The sequence below is a fragment of the Neisseria sp. P0017.S009 genome, from assembly GCF_051957375.1.
Classification (GTDB): Bacteria; Pseudomonadota; Gammaproteobacteria; order Burkholderiales; family Neisseriaceae; genus Neisseria; species Neisseria perflava.
In genome coordinates this window covers 35,059-57,310 of the sequence record NZ_JBQCWL010000009.1, presented here as the reverse complement: position 1 = coordinate 57,310, position 22,252 = coordinate 35,059, and the positions used below count along the sequence as shown (strand labels likewise).

Sequence of the window (22,252 nt, the reverse complement as noted above, 5' to 3'; positions counted from 1 at the left end):
TCTGAAATTTAATCTTTCAGACGGCCTTTTTGTACTTAAAACGCTGAATATTCCAGCAAAATCAGGTATAATTGCCTATTATTTTGACCTTTCGGAACACATCTGCCGCGCCCGTTTGACATTTCATTGCGCGCACGGAAAAATTCCTTGAAATTCAGCAAGAAAAGACCATGACTGACCAAAAACACGAAGAATACGGCGCCGACAGCATACAAGTGCTGGAAGGCTTGGAAGCGGTACGCAAACGCCCCGGTATGTATATCGGCGACACGCAGGACGGCAGCGGCCTGCACCACATGGTGTTCGAGGTGCTCGACAACGCCATTGACGAAGCGCTCGCCGGACATTGCGACAAAATCACCGTAACCATCCATGCCGACAATTCCGTCAGCGTGGCCGACAACGGCCGCGGCATGCCGACCGGCATCCACCCGAAAGAAGGCCGCTCCGCCGCCGAAGTCATCATGACCGTCTTGCACGCAGGCGGCAAATTCGACAACAACAGCTACAAAATCTCCGGTGGCTTGCACGGCGTGGGCGTATCCGTCGTCAACGCGCTGTCCGACTGGGTAACGCTGACCATCTACCGCGACGGTAAAGAACACTTCGTCCGCTTCGTACGCGGCGAAACCGAAGAGCCGTTGAAGGTTGTCGGCGATTCCGACAAAAAAGGTACGACCGTGCGCTTCCTCGCCAGCGCGGAAACCTTCGGCAACGTCGAATACAGCTTCGACATCCTCGCCAAACGCATCCGCGAACTTTCCTTCCTGAACAACGGCGTAGACATTGAGCTGACCGACGAACGCGACGGCAAACACGAAAGCTTTGCCCTCTCCGGCGGCGTGGCCGGCTTCGTACAATACATGAACCGCAAAAAAACACCGTTGCACGAAAAAATCTTCTACGCGTTCGGCGAAAAAGACGGCATGAGCGTCGAATGCGCGATGCAATGGAATGACAGCTACCAAGAAAGCGTGCAATGTTTCACCAACAACATTCCGCAACGCGACGGCGGTACGCACTTGACCGCGCTGCGCCAAGTGATGACCCGCACCATCAACAACTATATCGAAGCCAACGAAGTAGCCAAAAAAGCCAAAGTGGAAACCGCCGGCGACGATATGCGTGAAGGTCTGACCTGCGTTTTGTCCGTCAAACTGCCCGACCCGAAATTCTCATCGCAAACCAAAGACAAACTGGTTTCCAGCGAAATCGGCCCCGTCGTCAACGAGGTCATCAACCAAGCCCTGACCGACTTCCTTGAAGAAAACCCGACCGAAGCCAAAATCATCACCAGCAAAATCGTCGATGCCGCGCGTGCGCGCGAAGCCGCCCGCAAAGCACGCGAAATTACCCGCCGCAAAGGCGTGATGGACGGCTTGGGCCTGCCGGGCAAACTGGCCGACTGCCAAGAAAAAGACCCTGCCCTGTCCGAACTCTACCTCGTCGAGGGCGACTCCGCAGGCGGTTCCGCCATGCAGGGCCGCGACCGTAAATTCCAAGCGATTTTGCCGCTCAAAGGTAAGATTTTGAACGTCGAAAAAGCACGTTTTGAAAAAATGCTGGCCAGCCAAGAAGTCGCCACGCTGATTACCGCTTTGGGCGCAGGCATCGGCAAAGAAGAATTCAATGCCGAAAAACTGCGCTACCACCGCATCATCATCATGACCGATGCCGACGTGGACGGCGCGCACATCCGCACCCTGCTCCTGACCTTCTTCTACCGCCAAATGCCCGAGCTGGTCGAACGCGGCTACATCTACATCGCCCAGCCGCCTTTGTACAAAGCCAAATACGGCAAACAAGAGCGCTATCTCAAAGACGAATTGGAAAAAGACCAATGGCTGCTCGGTTTGGCCTTGGAAAAAGCCAAAATCGTTTCAGACGGCCGCACCATCGAAGGCGAAGAGCTTGCCAATACTGCCAAACAATTCCTGTTGGCCAAAACCGTCATCGAGCAAGAAAGCCGCATCATTGACGAACTCGTCCTGCATGCCATGCTGCACGCTTCGCCGGTCGACCTCAGTACAGTAGAAAGCGCAGACCGCGCCGTTGCCGAATTGAGCGGTCTCTTGGACGAAAAAGAAGTCGCGCTCGAACGTATCGAAGGCCACGAAGGACACCAGTTCATCAAAATCACACGCAAACTGCACGGCAATGTGATGGTGAGCTACCTTGAGCCTAAGTTCCTCAACAGCAAAGCCTACCAAACCCTTACCCAAACCGCCGCCGCACTCAAAGGCATGGTCGGCAAAGGGGCGAAGCTCTACAAAGGCGACAACGAATACGACATCGACAGCTTTGAAGCCGCTTTGGACATCTTGATGAGCGTTGCCCAAAAAGGCATGTCCATCCAACGATACAAAGGCTTGGGCGAGATGAACCCGGAACAACTTTGGGAAACCACGATGGATCCTACCGTCCGCCGCCTCCTGAAAGTCCGCATCGAAGACGCCATCGCCGCCGACGAAGTGTTCGTTACCCTGATGGGCGACGAAGTCGAACCGCGCCGTGCCTTCATCGAAAACAACGCCCTGCTGGCGCAAAACATCGACGCCTAAGCATGGAAAGATAAAAGGCCGTCTGAAAAACTATTTTCAGACGGCCTTTTTTGTTTTTGTACTTTATTTCTTACAACTCAAATCCCAACAACTTTGCGTGTTTACTTCAATAATTTATTTTGATTCGCGTATTTTAGAGCATTCCAACTGATTCAGATTCGGGACAACCCAAATACCCCATTTGAAACGCTCCAATCCGCTTCAAATTTATTCCGCTTTCCCCAAAATCATCGCATCGCCATAGCTGAAAAAGCGGTATTCCTGTTCCACCGCATGGCGGTAAACGCTGCGGATATGCTCCATGCCCGAAAACGCGCTGACGAGCATCAGCAAGGTTGATTTGGGCAGGTGGAAGTTGGTAATCAATCGGTCGGCAACATTGAAGCGGTAGCCTGGCGTAATGAAAATATCGGTATCGCCGCGACCGGCTCTCAGACGGCCTGTTTCGCGTGCGGCGGATTCCAAGGCGCGCATGGAGGTTGTGCCCACCGCCCACACCTTATTGCCGCGCGCTTTGGCGGCTTCAACGGCGGCAACGGTCTCGGCCGGTACGTCAAACCACTCGCTGTGCATTTTGTGTTCTTCAATTTTATCGACGCGCACGGGTTGGAATGTGCCGGCACCGACGTGCAGGGTTACTTCTGCGGTTTCTACGCCTTTGGCTTTCAGACGGCCCAACAATTCATCGGTAAAGTGTAAACCTGCCGTCGGCGCGGCCACTGCGCCTTGATACTTGGCGTACACGGTCTGATAGCGGCTGTCGTCTTCATCATCGGCCGCGCGTTCGATATAAGGCGGCAAGGGCAGATGGCCGTTTTGCTCTAAAAGTTCGTAAACGGTTTGCTCGCCTTCAAATTTCAGGCAAAACAATTCTTCCGCACGCTCCATCATGACGGCACGGATATCGCCTTCAAAAATCAATTCCGTACCCGGTTTCGGCGATTTGGACGAGCGGATATGCGCCAATGCGGTATGCGCGTCCAATACCCGCTCAATCAGGGCTTCGATTTTGCCGCCGCTGGCTTTTTGGCCGAACAGGCGCGCCTTCATCACTTTGGTATTGTTAAACACCAGCACATCGCCCGGTGCGACATAATCGGGTAAATCACCGAAATATTGGTCTTCAATCGGCAATGTCGGCAAGGCAACCAGAAGCCTGCTGCTGCCGCGCACTTCCGGAGGATGCTGGGCAATCAGTTTTTCGGGCAATTCAAAATCAAAATCGGAAATATCCATTGTCGTGCATACTTTAAAAAAACAGGCGCCATTATACGCGCAAAGTTGGTTTTCAGACGGCATGTTTTGTCGAAAAACCAATAAATTAGAATAAACGCTCTTGAAAAAATCACCTTTTAATGAAAATCAGCGTTCCTTTCTTTTTTCGCCGAAAAACGCCTTTTTTCTATCTTTTACTGGACATTTACCGACAAGTTCGGGAAAATAACCGGATTCATTTCTCAGGCTCCGCCCTGTTCCGACATTATTTAAACGCCGGATGGCAAACCAGTCTTCCGACGTCTCAGGAAATCATCTAAAACCACAGCGGCGCATACCCAATATGTACTTTATGCCGCGCTAAAAAGGAAAAGCAATGGATTTGCGTAAATTGAAAAAACTGATTGATTTGGTCGAAGAATCAGGCATTGCAGAAATTGAAGTTACCGAAGGCGAAGAAAAAGTCCGCATTACGCGCACCACTGCCGCCGCAGCGCCTATTTATGCTGCTCCGGCACCTGCCGCAGCCGCTCCGGTTGCCGCCCCTGCCGCGGCTCCGGTCGCAGCCGCTCCAGCCGCCCCTGCCGCTCGCGATTTGTCCAACGCGCAAAAATCGCCTATGGTCGGTACGTTCTATCGCGCTCCCGGCCCGAACGCTGCAGCTTTCGTTGAAGTAGGTAAACAAGTAAAAGCCGGCGATACTTTGTGCATTATCGAAGCCATGAAGCTGATGAACGAAATCGAAGCCGAGAAATCCGGTGTCGTTAAAGAAATTCTGGTTGAAAACGGTACTCCGGTCGAATACGGCGAGCCGCTCTTCATCATTGAATAATCCGCTTTTTCAGACGGCCTTTATCTTCAAGGCCGTCTGAAATTCCTTTTTCTGTTCATTAAGGACAAACCATGCGTCTGATTTTGGCTATTTTCTTGCCTTGGTTGCAGTTTTTCACCATCGGCCGTCCGTTTGCAGGCATCATCTGTCTGATTCTGCAGTGTACGCTGGTTGGCTGGATACCGGCAGCCATGTGGTCGGTTTACGCTTTGAGCCAATACAAAACCGACCAGAAAATCCGCAACGCATTAGGCGGCCGCCAATAGGCCGTCTGAACCATCCGGAAAGATTATCATGCTGAAAAAAGTATTGATCGCCAACCGGGGCGAAATCGCCCTGCGCGTCCTGCGTGCCTGCCGTGAAATGGGCATCGCCACCGTCGCCGTCCATTCCGAAGCCGACAAAGACAGCCTGCACGTCAAACTCGCCGACGAATCCGTGTGCATCGGCCCTGCCGCATCTGCACAAAGCTACCTCAACATTCCCGCCCTCATTGCTGCTGCCGAAGTAACCGAAGCCGACGGCATCCACCCGGGCTACGGCTTCCTCGCCGAAAACGCCAACTTTGCCGAACAAGTCGAACAATCCGGCTTTGTCTTCATCGGCCCTAAAGCCGACACCATCCGTCTGATGGGCGACAAAGTATCCGCTAAACACGCCATGATCGAAGCCGGCGTGCCTTGCGTTCCCGGCTCTGAAGGCGCATTGCCGGACGACGGCGAAGAAATCCTCAAAATTGCCGATAAAGTCGGTTATCCCGTCATTATCAAAGCATCCGGCGGTGGCGGCGGTCGCGGTATGCGCGTCGTCGAGAAAAAAGAAGACCTCCTCCAGTCTGTCGAAATGACCAAAGCCGAAGCAGGCGCGGCATTCGGCAACCCGATGGTTTACATGGAACGCTATCTGCAACGTCCGCGCCACGTCGAAATCCAAGTGATTGCCGACGAACACGGCAACGCCATCTACCTCGCCGAGCGCGACTGCTCCATGCAGCGCCGCCACCAAAAAGTCATCGAAGAAGCACCGGCCCCGTTCATCACTGAAGAAGAACGCGCCAAAATTGGCAAAGCCTGTGCCGACGCTTGCAAACGCATCGGCTATCGTGGCGCAGGTACGTTTGAATTCCTGTACGAAGACGGCGAATTCTTCTTTATCGAGATGAACACACGCGTTCAGGTTGAGCATCCGGTTACCGAGCTCATCACCGGCGTGGACATCGTCCAAGAGCAATTACGCATCGCATCCGGCCTGCCTTTGCAATACAAACAGGAAGACATCCAAGTTGAAGGCCATGCGTTTGAGTGCCGTATCAACGCCGAAGACCCGTACAACTTCATTCCAAGCCCGGGCCTGATTGAAAGCTGCCACTTGCCCGGCGGCTTCGGCGTCCGTGTCGACAGCCACATCTACCAAGGCTACCGCATCCCTCCTTACTACGACAGCCTGATCGGCAAAATCTGTGTCGTCGGTAAAGACCGCGACCAAGCCATGGCAAAAATGCGCGTAGCCCTTGCCGAGCTGGCAATTACCGGCATCAAAACCAATACGCCGCTGCATCGCGACTTGTTCAGTGACCCAGGCTTCCAAAAAGGTGGCGTCAGCATCCACTACTTGGAACATTGGTTGGAAGAACGCAAAGCCAAACTGGATAAATAATCCTTTGTTTTGACTAAAAAAAAGGCCGTCTGAAACACAAAATAAAGTTTCAGACGGCCTTTTTTCACAATCAAATTATTTATTAAAACTAATGATATTTAATAATTGATTTATTATATCTATTCTAAATCGGTTTCATAGTTCCAATAGTCAAAACCTTTCTGTATAGTTCTTTTCATAGTTTAAATAAAAGGAAAAACAAATGTCGATACAAGGAATTTATGAATATCAAGAAACCAGCTACGAATATGCTTTTCGGCAAATCGTTTTATAAATCACTGACCATTTTGCAAAGGAAATCATCATGACCGTCTCTAAATGCCCTGTTACCCACCTGACCATGAACAACGGCGCGCCCGTTGCCGACAATCAAAACAGCCTGACTGCCGGTCCGCGCGGCCCTCTGCTGGCGCAGGATTTGTGGCTGAATGAAAAACTTGCCGACTTCGTGCGCGAAGTCATCCCCGAACGCCGTATGCACGCCAAAGGTTCAGGCGCGTTCGGTACGTTTACCGTAACACACGACATCACAAAATACACCCGCGCCAAAATCTTCAGCGAAGTCGGTAAGAAAACCGAGATGTTCGCCCGTTTCACCACCGTGGCAGGCGAGCGCGGCGCAGCAGATGCGGAACGCGACATCCGTGGCTTTGCATTGAAGTTCTATACCGAAGAAGGCAACTGGGACATGGTCGGCAACAACACGCCCGTGTTCTTCCTGCGCGACCCGCGTAAATTCCCCGACCTGAACAAAGCCGTCAAACGCGACCCGCGCACCAATATGCGTTCCGCCACAAACAACTGGGACTTCTGGACGCTGCTGCCCGAAGCCCTGCACCAAGTCACCATCGTCATGAGCGACCGCGGCATCCCCGCCAGCTACCGCCATATGCACGGCTTTGGTTCACATACTTACAGCTTCTGGAACGAAGCGGGCGAGCGTTTTTGGGTGAAATTCCATTTCCGCAGCCAGCAAGGGATTAAAAACCTGACCAACGAAGAAGCCGCAAAAATCATCGCCGACGACCGCGAAAGCCACCAGCGCGATCTGTACGAAGCCATCGATCGCGGCGAGTTTCCAAAATGGACGATGTACATCCAAGTCATGCCTGAAGCCGATGCGGAAAAAGTGCCTTATCATCCGTTTGACTTAACCAAAGTTTGGCCGAAAAAAGACTATCCGCTGATTGAAGTGGGCGAATTCGAGTTGAACCGCAATCCCGAAAACTTCTTCGCCGATGTGGAACAATCAGCTTTTGCACCAAGCAACCTTGTGCCCGGTATCGGCGCCAGCCCCGACAAAATGCTGCAAGCCCGTTTGTTCAATTACGCCGATGCGCAGCGCTACCGTTTGGGCGTGAACTTCCGCCAAATTCCCGTCAACCGCCCGCGTTGCCCCGTCCACAGCAACCAGCGCGACGGACAAGGCCGCGCCGACGGCAACTACGGCAGCCTGCCACACTACGAACCCAACAGCTTCGGCCAATGGCAGCAACAACCCGACTTCGCCGAACCGCCTTTGAAAATCAACGGCGACGCGGCGCACTGGGACTACCGCCAAGACGATGACGACTACTTCAGCCAACCGCGCGCCTTGTTCAAGCTGATGAACAATGAGCAACAACAAGCTTTGTTTAACAACACCGCCGCAGCCATGGGCGATGCACCAGACTTCATCAAATACCGCCACATCCGCAACTGCTACTATTGCGACCCGGCATACGGCGAAGGCGTAGCCAAAGCCCTTGGACTGACTGTCGAAGATGCCCAAGCTGCACGAGCTAACGACCCGGCTTTAGGTCAACCTGGTTTACTGTAAGGAGGCATTATGTGGATAGAAATTGAAGAAATCTTGTCTCAAGCTGTCCGATACAGCCGTTCGGGCAAAAAGTAACGGTTTAGATCATTAAGAAGGTCGTCTGAAACGCAAAATAAAGTTTCAGACGGCCTTTTTTTTGATGATGAAGTTTATTTGATTGCTTCTGATTCAATGGAACTGGCTGCCCTTTCTCTACAACTCCTCATGCACCCTCTCACGCTTCCCACTGGTAAATAAAAACCGCACGGCTGCTTGCCGTGCGGTTTTGCTTTTTGTCTGAAGGTTTCAGACGGCCTTACATCATGCCGCCCATACCACCCATGCCGCCCATATCAGGCATAGCAGGTTTTTCTTCAGGAATTTCAGCGATCATGCAGTCTGTGGTCAGCATCAAGCCGGCGATAGATGCGGCGTGTTGCAGCGCAGAACGGGTTACTTTGGCAGGGTCGAGTACGCCCATTTCAATCATGTCGCCGTATTCGCCGGAGCCTGCGTTGTAACCGTAGTTGCCTTTGCCTTCCAACACTTTGTTCACAACCACGCTAGGTTCGCCGCCTGCGTTGGCAACGATTTGGCGCAGCGGAGACTCAACGGCGCGCAAGACGATTTGTACGCCTGCGTCTTGGTCGGCATTGCCGGTGTGCAGGTTTTCCAAAGCAGCACGGGCGCGCAACAGGGCTACGCCGCCGCCTGCAACCACGCCTTCTTCAACGGCTGCGCGGGTAGCGTGCAGCGCGTCTTCCACGCGGTCTTTTTTCTCTTTCATTTCCACTTCGGTAGCGGCACCGACTTTGATGACTGCCACGCCACCGGCCAATTTGGCAACGCGCTCTTGCAGTTTTTCTTTGTCGTATTCGCTGGTTGCGGTTTCGATTTGTTGGCGGATTTCAGCAACACGCGCTTCGATTTGGGCTGCGTCGCCGAAGCCGTCGATGATGGTAGTGTTTTCTTTACCGATTTCGATGCGTTTGGCTTGACCCAAGTCGTCCAAAGTTGCTTTTTCCAAAGACAGGCCGACTTCTTCGGAAATCACCACGCCGCCGGTCAGGATGGCGATATCTTGCAACATGGCTTTGCGGCGGTCGCCGAAGCCAGGGGCTTTAACGGCAACGGTTTTCAGAATACCGCGGATGTTGTTCACCACCAAAGTTGCCAAGGCTTCGCCTTCTACGTCTTCAGCGATAATTAAGAGCGGACGGCTGGCTTTGGCCACTTGTTCCAAAACAGGCAACAAATCGCGAATGTTGCTGATTTTTTTGTCGAACAACAATACAAACGGATTGTCCAAAGCAGCGATTTGTTTTTCAGCGTCATTGATGAAGTAAGGAGACAGGTAGCCGCGGTCGAACTGCATACCTTCAACTACGTCCAGCTCGTTTTCCAAAGACTTGCCGTCTTCAACGGTAATCACACCTTCTTTGCCGACTTTTTCCATCGCTTCGGCGATAATCGCGCCGACTTGTTCGTCGGAGTTGGCGGAAATCGAGCCGACTTGGGCGATTTCTTTGGAAGTATCGCAAGGTTTAGCGATGTTTTTCAGCTCGTCAACCAAAGCGGCAACGGCTTTGTCGATGCCGCGTTTCAGGTCGGTCGGGTTCATGCCGGCGGTAACGTATTTCATGCCTTCGGCAACGATGGCTTGCGCCAGTACGGTGGCGGTAGTGGTACCGTCGCCCGCTACGTCGTTGGTTTTGGACGCGACTTCTTTCACCATTTGCGCGCCCATGTTTTCGAATTTGTCTTTCAATTCGATTTCTTTTGCAACAGACACACCGTCTTTAGTGATGTGCGGGCCGCCGAAAGCGCGGTCAAGTACCACGTTGCGGCCTTTAGGGCCCAAAGTTACGCGCACGGCGTTTGCCAATACGTTGACGCCGTTTACCATTTTTTGGCGAACTTCATTGCCGAATTGTACGTCTTTTGCTGCCATTTAAATTCTCCAAATCAATATTAAAAATCTGTTCGAGGCCGTCTGAAAACTTCATGTTTGATTCAGACGGCCTTTGGTTCTGAAACTTAATTCAACAATTATTCAACGATACCGAAGATGTCTTCTTCACGCATTACCAACAGCTCTTCGCCGTCGGCTTTTACGGTTTGGCCGCTGTATTTGCCGAAGATCACTTTGTCGCCGACTTTAACATCCAGCGGACGGCGCTCGCCGTCTTTACCGATTTTGCCCGCACCCACGGCGATTACTTCGCCCATGTCGGGTTTTTCAGCAGCCGCACCCGGCAAAACGATGCCGGAGGCGGTTTTTTCTTCAGCTTCTAAGCGTTTGACGACTACGCGGTCGTGTAAAGGGCGGATGGTCATGTCTTAATGCTCCGATAAATAAATAGATTGAAAACAATTGTCTGTCGGACATGACAGACACGGTTTGCTTGAAAATAGCGGCACACTTAGTAGAAAGCCTGCCGTAATGGCGGGTAGATTTGGGTTGTTTGCGACAAATTCAAGGGAAAAAGTAAAAAATTCTATGCAGTCTTTCCAAATATTTTCATACGCAAAAATGCCCGATCACTTATTTTTCAGACGGCCTGACATACAAACTGCAAAATTCGTTTAAAAACAACACAATTTCTTTACAAATGCAACACAACTCTTTACAACTATTTCTTTTTAATGCATTATTATAAATGATGATTATTCTTAATTGCATATTTTAAAGATAATTTCTCTTTATTTGCTTTTATTTTTTATTACTGTCATTTTATTAAGGACATTTCTCAATGAATACGCCCCTGTTCCGACTGAGCCTGCTGTCACTGACACTGGCAGCCGGTTTTGCCCATGCAGAAAATGAAGCCAAAGACAATGTTGTGCTTGATACCGTTACCGTCAAAGGTCAGGCCACAAGCGCCACACATCGCGTAACGACAAAACGTATGGAAGAAACGACTTCCACTGATTTAAAAGACGTATTGTTCAACGAACCCTCTATCAGTTTCGGCGGCGGCAACGGTCAGTCGCAGTGGGTAACCATCCGCGGTATGGGACAAGACCAAATAGACTATAAAGTTGACGATACTTACACCGACAGCCAGATTTTCCACCACAACGGCCGCTTTATGCTTGACCCCGCATTGGTAAAAGTCGTTGCCGTGCAAAAAGGTACGGGTTCGGCCTCCGCAGGTATCGGTGCAACCAGCGGCGCGATTGTTGCCGAAACGGTTGAAGCCAAAGATTTGCTGAGAGAGGGTCAAAACGTCGGTTTCAAAGTCAATGCCGGCATCAGCAGCAATAAAGGCTATTCACGCGGCGCAAGCGTTTATGGTCAGGCAGGCGGTTTTGACGCTTTGGTTTCAGGCAATTTCGTACGCGACAAAGAATACACGGCAGGCAAAGGCTACCGTAATCTGCTCGGAAGCGATAAGGTTTTAAACAGTGGATTGGGTTCACGCGGTTTGCTGGGCAAAATCGGCTATCGTTTCAACGAGGACAACCGTATTGAATTAAGCCACCGCCAAGAGAAGCAATATGGGGAACGCGCCCTGCGCGAAGAGTTCGATTTCTCGCAAGTATTCCAAACCGACCGCCGTACGGGTCAATACGTTTTGGATGCCAACGGCAACCGTATTCCGAATGTCGCCACCAACTCGCCGCGTTACCGCACACTGACCCAAGACACCACCAACTTGGAATTCAAAGGCGGAAACTTGGGCTTTATTGACAAAATCAAAGCCAATGTTTACCGTTTGAATACCAAACGTGATGAAGCCCCCAGTCCAGATTATGAATTGGACGGCGAAGTACGGACATACGGAGCCAACCTCAATCTCGACAGCCGTCTATTTGACCGCCATACCTTGAAATACGGAGTAAACTGGCGCACTCAAAAAAGCAGCTCAAAAGGAGAAAACAGCGAGAAGAAAAGCGATGCCGGCGTATATGTAGAAGGCATTTGGGATTTCTCACCGGTTACGCTGACCACAGGTTTGCGCTATGACCGCTGGAAAATGAAAACCAGCAGTAATACAGAAAATTCAGACGGCAACCTCAATCCAAGCATCGGGTTGGTTTATGACATTACCCCTGATTTTTCCATCAACACCAGCCTGAACTATGCAACCCGCAGCCCCCGCCTGTACGAAGCAGCTTTAGCAAACAACAGGCCGATTATTTCATCACCTGACTTGAAAGCAGAACGCTCGCGAAATGCAGAAATCGGCTTTAACTACCACTGGAATTCTGCCCTGACGCTCTCCGGCAGCTATTTCCATCAGCAAATCAAAGATGTACAGGCCATCCGTCAAGAAGGACGAAACAACGTCTGGTATAACGGCGGCAAGCTGAAAAACACAGGTTACGAACTGAACGCCGCCTACCGCTGGAAAGGTCTGACCGCACGTGCAGGCGTAGCCTACAGCAAACCGAAGCTGAACGGCGATACCGCCGACAAAGTAACGACCGCCATCCCGATGGGACGCACATGGACAACAGGTCTGTCGTACCAATTCGACAATCCGAATCTGGAAATCGGCTGGCGCGGACGTTATGTCCAAAATGCAGGCTATGCCCCAACCTCGCGCGGCTCTGATGTGGCTCTGAATGTCGTCCGCGCAGGCTACGGCGTCAACGATATATTCGCCAACTGGAAACCGACAGGCAAAGACGACTTGAACGTCAACTTCTCCGTCAACAATGTCTTTGATAAAAACTACAAGCCGCACAGCCAACGCGCAGGTGCCAATTCTCTGCCTGAACCAGGCCGCGATGTCCGCCTAAGCGTGAACTACCGCTTCTAAGCAATCAGCTTGAAAAAGCCGTCTGAAAACAAAAGTTTTCAGACGGCATCTAGCTTTATAGCCCGATACAAGTTATCATTTCGATTTACTTTATTTCCGACCACGGAGAAACCCTATGTTACGTTTGACCGCTTTAGCCGTATGCTGCACCCTCGCTTTGGGTGCGTGTTCACCGAAAGATTCTGCGTCCAACCAAGCCCAAACTGCTTCCGCTTCTGCCGCCCAAACCGAAGGTGCAAGCCTGACCGTTAAAACGGCTCGCGGCGATGCGAAAGTGCCGCAAAATCCAGAGCGTATCGCCGTTTACGATTTGGGCATGCTCGATACTTTAAACAAATTGGGCGTGAAAACCGGTTTGTCCATCGACAAAAACCGCCTGCCCTACTTGGCCGAATATTTCAAAACGACTAAACCTGCCGGCACGCTGTTTGAGCCTGACTACGAAGCCTTAAACGCTTACAAACCGCAGCTCATCATCATCGGCAGCCGTGCAACCAAAGCGTTTGACAAGTTGAACGAGATTGCACCGACCATCGAAATGACCGCCGAAACCGCCAATCTGAAAGAAAGTTCCAAAGAGCGCATCGACGCGCTGGCGCAAATCTTCGGCAAACAGGCCGAAGCGGACAAGCTGAAAGCGGAAATCGATGCTTCGTTTGAAGCGGCGAAAACTGCTGCGCAAGGCAAAGGCAAGGGTTTGGTGGTATTGGTCAACGGCGGTAAGATGTCGGCTTTCGGCCCTTCCTCACGTTTGGGCGGTTGGTTGCATAAAGACATCGGCGTTCCCGCTGTTGATGAATCGATTAAAGAAGGCAGCCACGGCCAGCCTATCAGCTTTGAATACCTGAAAGAGAAAAACCCTGATTGGCTGTTTGTTTTAGACCGCGGCGCGGCCATCGGCGAAGAAGGTCAGGCTGCGAAAGATGTGTTGAACAATCCACTGGTTGCCGAAACGACCGCCTGGAAAAAAGGACAGGTGGTTTACCTTGTTCCTGAAACTTATTTGGCGGCCGGCGGCGCGCAAGAATTGCTGAATGCTTCCAAACAGGTTGCCGACGCATTCAACGCGGCGAAATAATTGTTTCGGCGGGCGGCAATGTCCACCCTTCCGTTTTACGGCATCCAGACGGCCTTTGCCCAAGCTGTATTTTGGTCATCAGGTCGTCTGAAACGGGCATTCTTGCCCGTTTGCTTCGTTATATTTTAAAACGATACAACTATAAAATAATGCCTTTGTTTCTTTTACGACTTTATCGTTTATGTTTCACAAGCCCTTTTCTTTAAACCTTATCAACGGCATCGCGCTTTTGATATTGTTTGCCGTCAGCCTGTCGGTCGGCGTGGCCGAATTCAAATGGTCCGCCCTGTTTTCGCTATCCGACAGCCAGCAGGTCATGTTCATCAGCCGCCTGCCGCGCACGTTTGCGATTGTGCTGACGGGTGCGTCGATGGCGGTGGCCGGCATGATTATGCAGATTTTGATGCGCAACCGTTTTGTCGAACCGTCGATGGTGGGCGCAAGTCAAAGCGCGGCTTTGGGTTTGCTGCTGATGACCCTGCTGCTGCCGGCCGCGCCGCTGCTGGCAAAAATGTCGGTTGCCGCCGTTGCCGCGCTGATCGGGATGTTGGTCTTTATGCTGCTGATCCGCCGCCTGCCACCGACCGCGCAACTGATGGTGCCTTTGGTCGGGATTATTTTCGGCGGCGTGATTGAGGCGGTGGCTACCTTTATCGCGTATGAAAACGAAATGTTGCAAATGCTGGGCGTGTGGCAACAGGGCGATTTTTCCGGCGTGTTGCTCGGGCGGTATGAGCTGTTGTGGGCAACGGGAATTTTGGCTTTGTTTGCCTATTTGATTGCCGACCAGCTGACGATTTTGGGTTTGGGCGAAACAGTAAGCGTAAACTTGGGGCTGAACCGGACGGCGATTCTGTGGTCGGGGTTGATTATTGTGGCGCTGATTACGTCTTTGGTGGTCGTGACAGTCGGTAATATTCCGTTTATCGGCTTGGTCGTGCCGAACATCATCAGCCGCCTGATGGGCGACAAGCTGCGCCAAAGCCTGCCTGCAGTGGCCTTGCTGGGCGCGTCTTTGGTGTTGCTGTGCGATATTGTCGGACGCGTGATTGTGTTTCCGTTTGAAATTCCGGTCTCTACGGTTTTTGGCGTGATGGGGACGGTTTTGTTTTTGTGGCTTTTATTAAGGAAACCTGCTCATGCCGTCTGAAAAAAATATCGGTTTTATGGCAGGAAGCAGCCGTCCGTTGTGGGTCGCCTTTGCGCTGTTGCTGGTTTCCTGCGTCCTGTTTATGACGCTCAACGTCAAAGGCGATTGGGACTTTGTCTTGCACCTGCGCCTGACCAAGCTTGCCGCGCTGCTGATGGTTGCCTATGCAGTCGGCGTGTCCACTCAACTCTTCCAAACGCTGACCAACAATCCGATTCTGACCCCTTCGATTTTGGGTTTCGATTCGCTGTATGTGTTTTTGCAGACCTTGCTGGTGTTTACGCTCGGCGGCGTGGGCTATGCTTCCCTGCCGTTGACGGGCAAATTCGGCTTTGAACTGGTCGTCATGATGGGCGGCTCGCTGCTGCTGTTCTACACGCTCATCAAACAAGGCGGACGCGATTTGTCGCGCATGATTTTAATCGGCGTGATTTTCGGGATTTTGTTCCGCAGCCTGTCATCGCTGCTTTCGCGCATGATTGACCCCGAAGAATTTACCGCCGCACAGGCGAATATGTTTGCCACTTTCAATACCGTCCACTCGGAATTGTTGGGTATCGGCGCAGTCGTGTTGCTCATCAGCGCCGCCGTGATTTGGCGAGAACGCCACCGCCTCGATGTTTACCTGCTCGGCCGCAATCAAGCCATCAATTTGGGCATCAACTACACGCGCAATACCTTATGGCTGCTGTTGTGGATCGCTGCATTGGTTGCGACCGCGACCGCCGTTGTCGGCCCGGTAAGCTTTTTCGGCCTGCTGGTTGCCGCGCTGGCCAACCATTTTTCTCCGTCGGTCAAACATTCTGTCCGCCTGCCCATGACTTTTTGTGTCGGCGGCATCCTGCTGGTCGGCGGGCAAACCATCTTCGAGCACTTCCTCGGCATGCAGGCCGTATTGAGCGTGGTCGTCGAATTTGCAGGTGGATTGGTATTTTTATATTTGGTGTTGAAAAAGAAATAAATTAAACGTGCCCAAACGTTCGCAAAAATAAATTCAGGTCGTCTGAAATCCATGTTTAAAAAATATTTAATCCTTGAAATGAAACTAAATTTCTGACATGTACTCATAGTAAACATTACTGGATTTACTAGAATTACAAAAAATGAGCACGACATTAAAATACCGTCCCGACTTGGACGGCATCCGGGCGTTGGCAGTCTTGGCTGTCATTATTTTCCACATTGATGCCGCTTGGCTGCCCGGCGGCTTTCTCGGCGTGGATATGTTTTTCGTCCTGTCCGGCTACCTGATCACCACCATCATCAGCCGCGAAATGCAAAACGGCAGTTTTTCGTTTTTAGAGTTTTACAAACGCCGCGCGAAGCGCATTTTGCCTGTTTTTTCCTGCGTATTGCTGTGTACAAGCTTGGCCGCCGCAATCTTTTTCTTGTCGTTTGACCTGCGCCAATACGTCAAATCCGCAGTGTTTGCGTTGCTGTTTTCGGCTAACCTGTTTTTTGCACGGCGCGGCGGTTATTTTGATGCCGACGCGGCGGAAAAACCTTTGCAACACATTTGGTCTTTATCGCTGGAAGAGCAGTTTTACTTTGTTTTTCCAGTTTTGCTGACTGCTTTTTTCCGATTCAGCAAAGGGCGCAACATCCGCCAATTCATCCTTTTGCTGATTGTATTGAGCCTGTTGTCCGTCTTTTTGCCCACCTTCGGCATGGATCCTTATTTCCTGCCTTATGTGCGCGCATATGAGCTGCTGATCGGCGCACTTTTTGCCTTTATTCCGCCCTCCCAAACCAACGACCGTTTCAGCACGCCTCTGGTCGGCTGGGCGATGATGGCGGTTATTGCCGCCATGCTACTGCTTCCTTACGGCGTGTTGCCCGGCGAAGGCAATATCGAACGATTGCTGTGCTGTACGGCGGTTGGCGGCTTGATTTACTCAGGCAAAACCCTGCAAACGCAAAGTGGCTTCAATACCGCCAAACTGTTGAGCCTCAAGCCCGTTGTGTTTATCGGTTTGATTTCCTATTCACTGTATCTCTGGCATTGGGTGGTCTTGGCCGTCATGCGCTATGTTTACATGGACAACGCTTTGCCGATGTCCGCGATTGTATTGGCAGTGGTGCTGATGTCCGGCTTGTCTGTTTTGTCCTATTACTTCGTCGAAACACCGGCGCGACGGATAAAGAATTTCACCACCAAGAAATTCATCAGGGTCATCGCCGCCTATTTCGCCCTGCTGATTCCTGCCGCCGGCTACCTGCTGACTGCCAAACCGGCCGCATACGAGACAAACCTATATACGGTTGACGAAAGTAAAATCTGCGCGGATACCTTGACTAAAACCGACTGCGCGGTCGGCGCAGAAAACCAAAGCAGCAAAGTCCTGCTGATGGGCGACTCCCACGCCGCCCACCTGACGCCCTTTATCGATATGGTGGGTAAACAGGAAAGCTTTGCCGCCGACATTATCTCGTCCAACAGCTGCGGCGTTGCCTTCGGTTTTATGTTGCCGCAAAGCGACCGCCGTGCCAACCGTTGCAACCCTTACAACCGCTTTATTGCACAAAAGGTCGAAAACTATCCGGTGGTCTTTATCTCGCAACGTTGGTTCCTGCATACCGACAAGCCCGGTTTTACGGAGCATTTCGGCAAAATGCTCGATACCCTGATCCAACAGAGCAAGCAGGTTTACGTCTTTGCCGACACGCCGATGAACGCGCAACTGCCCCTGCGCCATTACTACCTGAAACAGCGTCTCGGCATCGATATGCAATACGTTTCCGAGCATAAAAAAGCGGAAATTGCCCGCTCCGCCGAAGCGGAAAAAACCATAGAAAACATAGTCAAACAGCGGCCTGCCGTGCATTGGGTCAACATCATGGAGCCTATTCCGGCAGACAAAACCATAGACGGCCTGCCGATATATTTCGACACCAACCACCTCAACACCCACGGCGCGACAAAACTGGCGGAAAAATTTATACAGGACAAAAAAATACTCCTAAAATAACACCGCAGTTTCAGTCCGAAACCTTTGCCGCAATACTGAATGCAAATGCCGCTCAAAGCGCAGCAAACAGTATGCCGCAAAGGTTTCAGGCCGTCTGAAACCTTCAGGCGGCCTAAGCAAACCCATAAAGGATAACCCTCATGACACAAGAACGCCTCCCTTCATTCTTCGATGACGCCCCGACCATTACCGTCCAAGACGCATTGGCCGACTTCCTCGGCGCGGCCGAAAACGGCATCCTCACTTACCGCTACGCCGATGCCGTGCGCCTGTGCGGCCACTCCTGCCCGACCGTCGCCGGTGCCTACCTGATGGTGGTCAAAGGCCTGAAAGCCCTTTACGGCGAAGAGCTGCCGCAACGCGGCGACATCGAAGCCTTTATGCAGGGCGAGCGTGACGAAGGCACGACCGGCGTAACCGCTTCCGTCGTCCAACTCCTTACCGGCGCGGCACCCGAAACCGGCTTTGGCGGCGTAGGCCCAGCCGGACGCTTTGCCCGCCGCCACCTCTTGTCCTTTGGTGCAGGCGAAATCAACGGCACACTCGCGCTCCGCCGCCGCGATACCGGCAAAACCGTTGCCGTCAGCCTCAACGCCGCGCTCCAACCCTTTGCGCCGCAAATGCGCGACATCATGCCCAAAGCCGTCAGCGGCAGCGCAAGTACCGACGAACTCAAACAATTCGGCGAGCTTTGGCAAGAACGCGTCCGCGCCTTCCTGATCGACCAAGCCGACAATCCCGAATTTGTCACCGTCAGCGAAATCTAAAACGTCATAATCAATAAGTTTCAGACGGCCTTAAAACTCAAGGCCATCTGAAACCCCAATTTCCCATTTTCGGACCCGCCTATGATTACCATCCGCAACGTCAGCCACACCATCGGCAGCAACCCCATCCTCAACGACGTCAGCCTCGACATCCCCGAAGGCGGCATTACCGCGCTGATCGGCCCGAACGGCGCAGGCAAGTCCACCCTCCTCTCTTTTATGGCGCGCCTGCAGCCCTTGGTACGCGGCGACATCAGCTACGCAGGCAAAGACATCAAAACCACCCCCACCGCCGAACTCGCCCGCACGCTTTCCATCCTCACCCAAGAAAACAGCATCATGAGCCGCATTACCGTGCGCGACCTGCTCATGTTCGGCCGCTATCCCTACCACCAAGGCAGGCCGTCTGAAACGGATAAAACCATCGTCGAAGAAGCGCTCACCGAGTTCCACCTGCAAGACTTTGCCGACCGCTACCTGACCGAGCTTTCCGGCGGCCAACGCCAACGCGCCATGATTGCCATGGTGTTCTGCCAGCGCACCGACTACGTTTTGCTGGACGAACCGCTGAACAACCTCGACATGTATCATGCCCGCTCCCTCATGCAAATCCTGCGCCGACTGACCGACGAACACAAACGCACCACCGTCGTCGTCCTACACGACATCAACCAGGCCGCCGCCTACGCCGATTACGTCGTCGCCATGAAAAACGGCCAAGTCGCCATGCAGGGCAAGCCCAACGATATTTTCACCGCCGAAAACATCAAAACCTTATTCGATATGGACGTCAACGTCCTCGATTACGAAGGCAAAAAACTGGTTATCCACCATATCTAAATCCGACAAAAAGGCCGTCTGAAACCTGATTACCCACGTTTCAGACGGCCTTTGCCTATTCAAAGCATTTATTTTTTATCATACAAACCGCGCACCACGCGACCGATCGCGGCAATGCCTTTTTCCAGCGTTTCCGCGTCCTGCGCAATGCTCATGCGGATGCACTCGCGGGCGTGCGGGTAATCCTGCGTGTCGATGCCGACGAAGAAATGCTCGCCCGGAATAATCAGCGTGCCTTCGGCTTTAAGCATTTCGTACAAGGTTTGCGACGAAACAGGCAGGTTTTCAAACCAAAGCCACAAGAAAATCGCACCTTCAGGCTTGTGGATTTTCAACGGATACGCGCCCAATTCGCGTTTGAGCAGGGAAACCGCCGTTTGCGCCTGCCGACGGTAAAACGGCTGAATCACTTGGTCGGCCAGCTGTTTCAGACGGCCGTCGTTTAACAGCGGAGCCGCAATCGCCGCGCCGAAACGCGTAGGCGACAGGTTCACAATCGCATTCAAACTGCTGACGGCTTTGACCACTTCCGGCGCAGCGACAATAATGCCGGTACGCACGCCGGGCAGGCCGATTTTAGAAAGGCTGAAGCAGAGGATGATGTTTTCGTGCCAGTTGAGCGTCACATCACTGTAAGTAATATTCGGGAACGGCATTCCGTAAGCGTTGTCGATAATCAGCGGAATCCCATGCTCCTGCGCCAAAGCGTCCAAACGCGCCATCTCTCCGTCGGTCAACACATTGCCGGTCGGGTTGGTCGGGCGCGAACAGCAAATCGCACCAATTTTGCCCTCTTTCAATTCAGGCAGGCTCTCCAGCGCGTCAAAGTCCACGCGGTATTTGAAAAAGCCTGCTTCGCCTTCGTGTTCGACATTTTCGATTTTCGGCTTCACCGAAATAAAATGCTGCCCTTCGACATGCACGTCGGCATAACCGATATATTCAGGCGCAAGCGGCAACAAAATGGCTTTCTCAGCCGTTTGGCCGTCTGAAAGATTGAATTTGCCGCCAAACAGGTTGAACAAATAGAAAAACGCGTTTTGCGAACCATTGGTCAGCGCGATATTGTCCGCCGTCAGGTTCCAGCCGTATTCGCGGTTGAGAAACTCAGTCAAAGCCGCAATCAGCGCCGCATCGCCCTGCGGATTGGAATAATTGCCGATATTCTCAACAGCGTGTTCCGCCGCCAGTTTAGAAAACACATCGGCGAACACCGCATTGACTTCAGCAATCTTCGCCGGATTGCCGCCGCCAAGCATGTTGACGGGCTTGTCACTTTTGAGCGCATCGCCCAAATCGTCCATCAACTGCAAAATACCGCTGTGTTGTGTGAATTTTTCACCGAATGCTGAAAACTGCATGGAAACTCCGTTGCTAGGTGTGTGTGGAAACAATAAACCGCTATTATAAGAACAAAGGCCGTCTGAAAACCAGTTATCCTGATTGTTCAGACGGCCTATTTGACGGAATGGTGGCTTGATACAACCTTATTGGTTTACAGGTATTATTTCTTCCTGCCAAAAATCAGTGATATCACCGACAAGATCAAGAAACCGGCAAATAAAATTTTGGCTATGCCTGCCGCACTACCTGCAATACCACCGAAACCTAATACAGCTGCAATAATAGCGATTATAAAGAAAACGATCGAATAATGAAGCATGATTTTTTCCTTTCGGTTTAATATAAAACGGTCGAGGGGGATACGACCGTTTATTATGAAATTCAACGGTCTTAGCTGTTCAACCAATCATCAATTTCTTTTTCAGCTTCATCTTTAGTGCGACCGTAACGCTCTTGGATTTTACCAGCCAACTGATCGCGCTTGCCTTCGATGATGTCCAAATCGTCGTTTGTCAGCTCGCCCCATTTTTCTTTGGCTTTACCTTTAAGTTGCTCCCATTTTCCTTTGATAATATCTTCATTCATAGTTATATAATCCTATCTTATTGATTAATATTTAATTCACTGATAAAACCGCTTGCATTTAACCTTACTTGATAATTTTTTAATTTGCAAGCAATGCCAATGCTGATTTTTTAATCAGCTACCCAATATTTTATTAATTTTATAAATAATCAATAAGTTATATAAAATTGTTAAATTTTGAAAATATTAAGATATTATTGATTACCGCCTTTTACGTGTATTCTTTAAATCAATCGACCTCACTATAAAAAACAGGCCGTCTGAAAATCTTTCAGACGGCCTTTACTATCCAATCTTTCCTTTAACGGCCAAAATTATCTCGGCGTTCGCGCCAGTCTTGGCGGATGGAGCCGCTTTTGCCGACCGGTGTGTCTTGTTCGACTTCCCAAATAAAATTCGTTCCGCCGCCAATCGGATGCGAGCCGCGTAAACCGATGTGGCTGCCTTGGTCGGCAACGGCAGTTCGGCTGTATGTTTGGCCGCCAAAACGGGTTTGCGAGGTTTCGATGCCGCTTTTGATGCTGCCGTAAAGCTGTACGTCGGCATGTGCGGCCAGTGCGGCGGTGGAAAGTGCGGCAGTGAGGAGAAGTTTCAAGTTCATGGTTTATCCTTTTTTGGAGAGGAATTGTGAGGCGATTGTATCGGCCTTGTGCGTAAACAAGTTACAATTCTTGCAAAATCTGACAGG

General features: G+C 51.5%; 20 protein-coding genes. 13 read left to right on the top strand and 7 right to left on the bottom strand.

The genetic code is table 11. The annotated features are described in order from the left end of the window. Positions 1-170 precede the first annotated feature (170 nt). Entirely contained in the window at positions 171-2,561 is a 2,391-nt protein-coding gene (gene gyrB / locus ACTHTG_RS10525; protein ID WP_440360678.1) for a DNA topoisomerase (ATP-hydrolyzing) subunit B, read from the top strand. A 207-nt stretch (positions 2,562-2,768) separates the two neighbouring features. Here the strand turns inward: gyrB and queA are convergent, their stop codons facing one another. Further along, positions 2,769-3,797 (bottom strand): tRNA preQ1(34) S-adenosylmethionine ribosyltransferase-isomerase QueA, encoded by a 1,029-nt coding sequence (queA, locus tag ACTHTG_RS10520; protein WP_440360677.1) that lies wholly within the window; start codon positions 3,795-3,797, stop codon positions 2,769-2,771. Between the two features lie 355 nt (positions 3,798-4,152). Here queA and accB point away from each other — a divergent pair, with 355 nt between their 5' ends. The 5 genes from accB (at position 4,153) to ACTHTG_RS10495 (ending at position 8,363) form a co-directional block, all read left to right on the top strand. Next, positions 4,153-4,608: an acetyl-CoA carboxylase biotin carboxyl carrier protein gene (accB, locus tag ACTHTG_RS10515; protein WP_440360676.1), complete on the top strand. Its 456-nt coding sequence runs from the start codon at positions 4,153-4,155 to the stop codon at positions 4,606-4,608. Between the two features lie 71 nt (positions 4,609-4,679). Continuing rightward, positions 4,680-4,874, top strand: a complete 195-nt coding sequence (locus ACTHTG_RS10510; protein WP_039862547.1) for a YqaE/Pmp3 family membrane protein — start codon at positions 4,680-4,682, stop codon at positions 4,872-4,874. A 28-nt stretch (positions 4,875-4,902) separates the two neighbouring features. Further along, positions 4,903-6,264 carry an acetyl-CoA carboxylase biotin carboxylase subunit gene (accC, locus tag ACTHTG_RS10505; protein ID WP_440360675.1) on the top strand — a complete coding sequence of 454 codons (1,362 nt, stop codon included), beginning with the start codon at positions 4,903-4,905 and terminating at the stop codon, positions 6,262-6,264. A 304-nt stretch (positions 6,265-6,568) separates the two neighbouring features. Continuing rightward, positions 6,569-8,083 (top strand): catalase KatA, encoded by a 1,515-nt coding sequence (gene katA, locus ACTHTG_RS10500; protein WP_107867865.1) that lies wholly within the window; start codon positions 6,569-6,571, stop codon positions 8,081-8,083. 157 nt (positions 8,084-8,240) lie between these two features. Then, positions 8,241-8,363: a hypothetical protein gene (locus ACTHTG_RS10495; RefSeq protein ID WP_440362646.1), complete on the top strand. Its 123-nt coding sequence runs from the start codon at positions 8,241-8,243 to the stop codon at positions 8,361-8,363. A gap of 15 nt (positions 8,364-8,378) precedes the next feature. Here the strand turns inward: ACTHTG_RS10495 and groL are convergent, their stop codons facing one another. Next, positions 8,379-10,013 carry a chaperonin GroEL gene (groL, locus tag ACTHTG_RS10490; RefSeq protein WP_254321119.1) on the bottom strand — a complete coding sequence of 545 codons (1,635 nt, stop codon included), beginning with the start codon at positions 10,011-10,013 and terminating at the stop codon, positions 8,379-8,381. 98 nt (positions 10,014-10,111) lie between these two features. Continuing rightward, on the bottom strand, positions 10,112-10,399 hold the full coding sequence (gene groES / locus ACTHTG_RS10485; protein WP_003684150.1) for a co-chaperone GroES: 288 nt from the start codon (positions 10,397-10,399) through the stop codon (positions 10,112-10,114). Between the two features lie 416 nt (positions 10,400-10,815). Here groES and ACTHTG_RS10480 point away from each other — a divergent pair, with 416 nt between their 5' ends. From ACTHTG_RS10480 to ACTHTG_RS10450, 7 genes are all read left to right on the top strand, one after another. After that, positions 10,816-12,831 (top strand): TonB-dependent receptor domain-containing protein, encoded by a 2,016-nt coding sequence (locus tag ACTHTG_RS10480; protein WP_049336909.1) that lies wholly within the window; start codon positions 10,816-10,818, stop codon positions 12,829-12,831. 115 nt (positions 12,832-12,946) lie between these two features. Beyond that, entirely contained in the window at positions 12,947-13,909 is a 963-nt protein-coding gene (locus tag ACTHTG_RS10475) for a siderophore ABC transporter substrate-binding protein (RefSeq protein WP_440360674.1), read from the top strand. A gap of 181 nt (positions 13,910-14,090) precedes the next feature. Beyond that, positions 14,091-15,059: an ABC transporter permease gene (locus ACTHTG_RS10470; protein WP_107848867.1), complete on the top strand. Its 969-nt coding sequence runs from the start codon at positions 14,091-14,093 to the stop codon at positions 15,057-15,059. Beyond that, the gene (locus tag ACTHTG_RS10465; RefSeq protein ID WP_004520978.1) at positions 15,049-16,020 is read left to right on the top strand and encodes an iron chelate uptake ABC transporter family permease subunit; all 972 of its coding nucleotides are present in this window, start codon (positions 15,049-15,051) and stop codon (positions 16,018-16,020) included. The genes ACTHTG_RS10470 and ACTHTG_RS10465 overlap by 11 nt, the downstream gene beginning before the upstream one ends. Before the next feature lie 142 nt (positions 16,021-16,162). Beyond that, positions 16,163-18,028 (top strand): acyltransferase family protein, encoded by a 1,866-nt coding sequence (locus ACTHTG_RS10460; RefSeq protein ID WP_049336907.1) that lies wholly within the window; start codon positions 16,163-16,165, stop codon positions 18,026-18,028. Positions 18,029-18,168: 140 nt separating this feature from the next. Further along, positions 18,169-18,795 (top strand): FmdE family protein, encoded by a 627-nt coding sequence (locus ACTHTG_RS10455; protein WP_004520976.1) that lies wholly within the window; start codon positions 18,169-18,171, stop codon positions 18,793-18,795. Positions 18,796-18,876: 81 nt separating this feature from the next. Beyond that, positions 18,877-19,635 (top strand): iron ABC transporter ATP-binding protein, encoded by a 759-nt coding sequence (locus ACTHTG_RS10450; protein ID WP_039862545.1) that lies wholly within the window; start codon positions 18,877-18,879, stop codon positions 19,633-19,635. A gap of 68 nt (positions 19,636-19,703) precedes the next feature. Here ACTHTG_RS10450 and ACTHTG_RS10445 read toward each other — a convergent pair whose 3' ends face one another. The 4 genes from ACTHTG_RS10445 to ACTHTG_RS10430 all read right to left on the bottom strand — a co-directional run bounded on the left by ACTHTG_RS10445 (position 19,704) and on the right by ACTHTG_RS10430 (position 22,165). Next, entirely contained in the window at positions 19,704-20,996 is a 1,293-nt protein-coding gene (locus tag ACTHTG_RS10445; RefSeq protein WP_004520973.1) for a valine--pyruvate transaminase, read from the bottom strand. A gap of 143 nt (positions 20,997-21,139) precedes the next feature. Continuing rightward, positions 21,140-21,298 (bottom strand): DUF1328 domain-containing protein, encoded by a 159-nt coding sequence (locus ACTHTG_RS10440; protein WP_039862543.1) that lies wholly within the window; start codon positions 21,296-21,298, stop codon positions 21,140-21,142. A gap of 71 nt (positions 21,299-21,369) precedes the next feature. Next, the gene (locus ACTHTG_RS10435) at positions 21,370-21,564 is read right to left on the bottom strand and encodes a CsbD family protein (protein ID WP_004520971.1); all 195 of its coding nucleotides are present in this window, start codon (positions 21,562-21,564) and stop codon (positions 21,370-21,372) included. Positions 21,565-21,865: 301 nt separating this feature from the next. Further along, positions 21,866-22,165: a porin gene (locus tag ACTHTG_RS10430; RefSeq protein WP_004520970.1), complete on the bottom strand. Its 300-nt coding sequence runs from the start codon at positions 22,163-22,165 to the stop codon at positions 21,866-21,868. Positions 22,166-22,252: the final 87 nt, after the last annotated feature.

Excerpts from the sequence above, each read along its gene's own strand:
- gyrB (WP_440360678.1), top strand. The coding sequence starts at position 171 with ATGACTGACCAAAAACACGAAGAATACGGCGCCGACAGCATACAAGTG.
- queA (WP_440360677.1), bottom strand. The coding sequence starts at position 3,797 with ATGGATATTTCCGATTTTGATTTTGAATTGCCCGAAAAACTGATTGCC.
- accB (WP_440360676.1), top strand. The coding sequence starts at position 4,153 with ATGGATTTGCGTAAATTGAAAAAACTGATTGATTTGGTCGAAGAATCA.
- ACTHTG_RS10510 (WP_039862547.1), top strand. The coding sequence starts at position 4,680 with ATGCGTCTGATTTTGGCTATTTTCTTGCCTTGGTTGCAGTTTTTCACC.
- accC (WP_440360675.1), top strand. The coding sequence starts at position 4,903 with ATGCTGAAAAAAGTATTGATCGCCAACCGGGGCGAAATCGCCCTGCGC.
- katA (WP_107867865.1), top strand. The coding sequence starts at position 6,569 with ATGACCGTCTCTAAATGCCCTGTTACCCACCTGACCATGAACAACGGC.
- groL (WP_254321119.1), bottom strand. The coding sequence starts at position 10,013 with ATGGCAGCAAAAGACGTACAATTCGGCAATGAAGTTCGCCAAAAAATG.
- groES (WP_003684150.1), bottom strand. The coding sequence starts at position 10,399 with ATGACCATCCGCCCTTTACACGACCGCGTAGTCGTCAAACGCTTAGAA.
- ACTHTG_RS10480 (WP_049336909.1), top strand. The coding sequence starts at position 10,816 with ATGAATACGCCCCTGTTCCGACTGAGCCTGCTGTCACTGACACTGGCA.
- ACTHTG_RS10475 (WP_440360674.1), top strand. The coding sequence starts at position 12,947 with ATGTTACGTTTGACCGCTTTAGCCGTATGCTGCACCCTCGCTTTGGGT.
- ACTHTG_RS10470 (WP_107848867.1), top strand. The coding sequence starts at position 14,091 with ATGTTTCACAAGCCCTTTTCTTTAAACCTTATCAACGGCATCGCGCTT.
- ACTHTG_RS10465 (WP_004520978.1), top strand. The coding sequence starts at position 15,049 with ATGCCGTCTGAAAAAAATATCGGTTTTATGGCAGGAAGCAGCCGTCCG.
- ACTHTG_RS10460 (WP_049336907.1), top strand. The coding sequence starts at position 16,163 with ATGAGCACGACATTAAAATACCGTCCCGACTTGGACGGCATCCGGGCG.
- ACTHTG_RS10455 (WP_004520976.1), top strand. The coding sequence starts at position 18,169 with ATGACACAAGAACGCCTCCCTTCATTCTTCGATGACGCCCCGACCATT.
- ACTHTG_RS10450 (WP_039862545.1), top strand. The coding sequence starts at position 18,877 with ATGATTACCATCCGCAACGTCAGCCACACCATCGGCAGCAACCCCATC.
- ACTHTG_RS10445 (WP_004520973.1), bottom strand. The coding sequence starts at position 20,996 with ATGCAGTTTTCAGCATTCGGTGAAAAATTCACACAACACAGCGGTATT.
- ACTHTG_RS10440 (WP_039862543.1), bottom strand. The coding sequence starts at position 21,298 with ATGCTTCATTATTCGATCGTTTTCTTTATAATCGCTATTATTGCAGCT.
- ACTHTG_RS10435 (WP_004520971.1), bottom strand. The coding sequence starts at position 21,564 with ATGAATGAAGATATTATCAAAGGAAAATGGGAGCAACTTAAAGGTAAA.
- ACTHTG_RS10430 (WP_004520970.1), bottom strand. The coding sequence starts at position 22,165 with ATGAACTTGAAACTTCTCCTCACTGCCGCACTTTCCACCGCCGCACTG.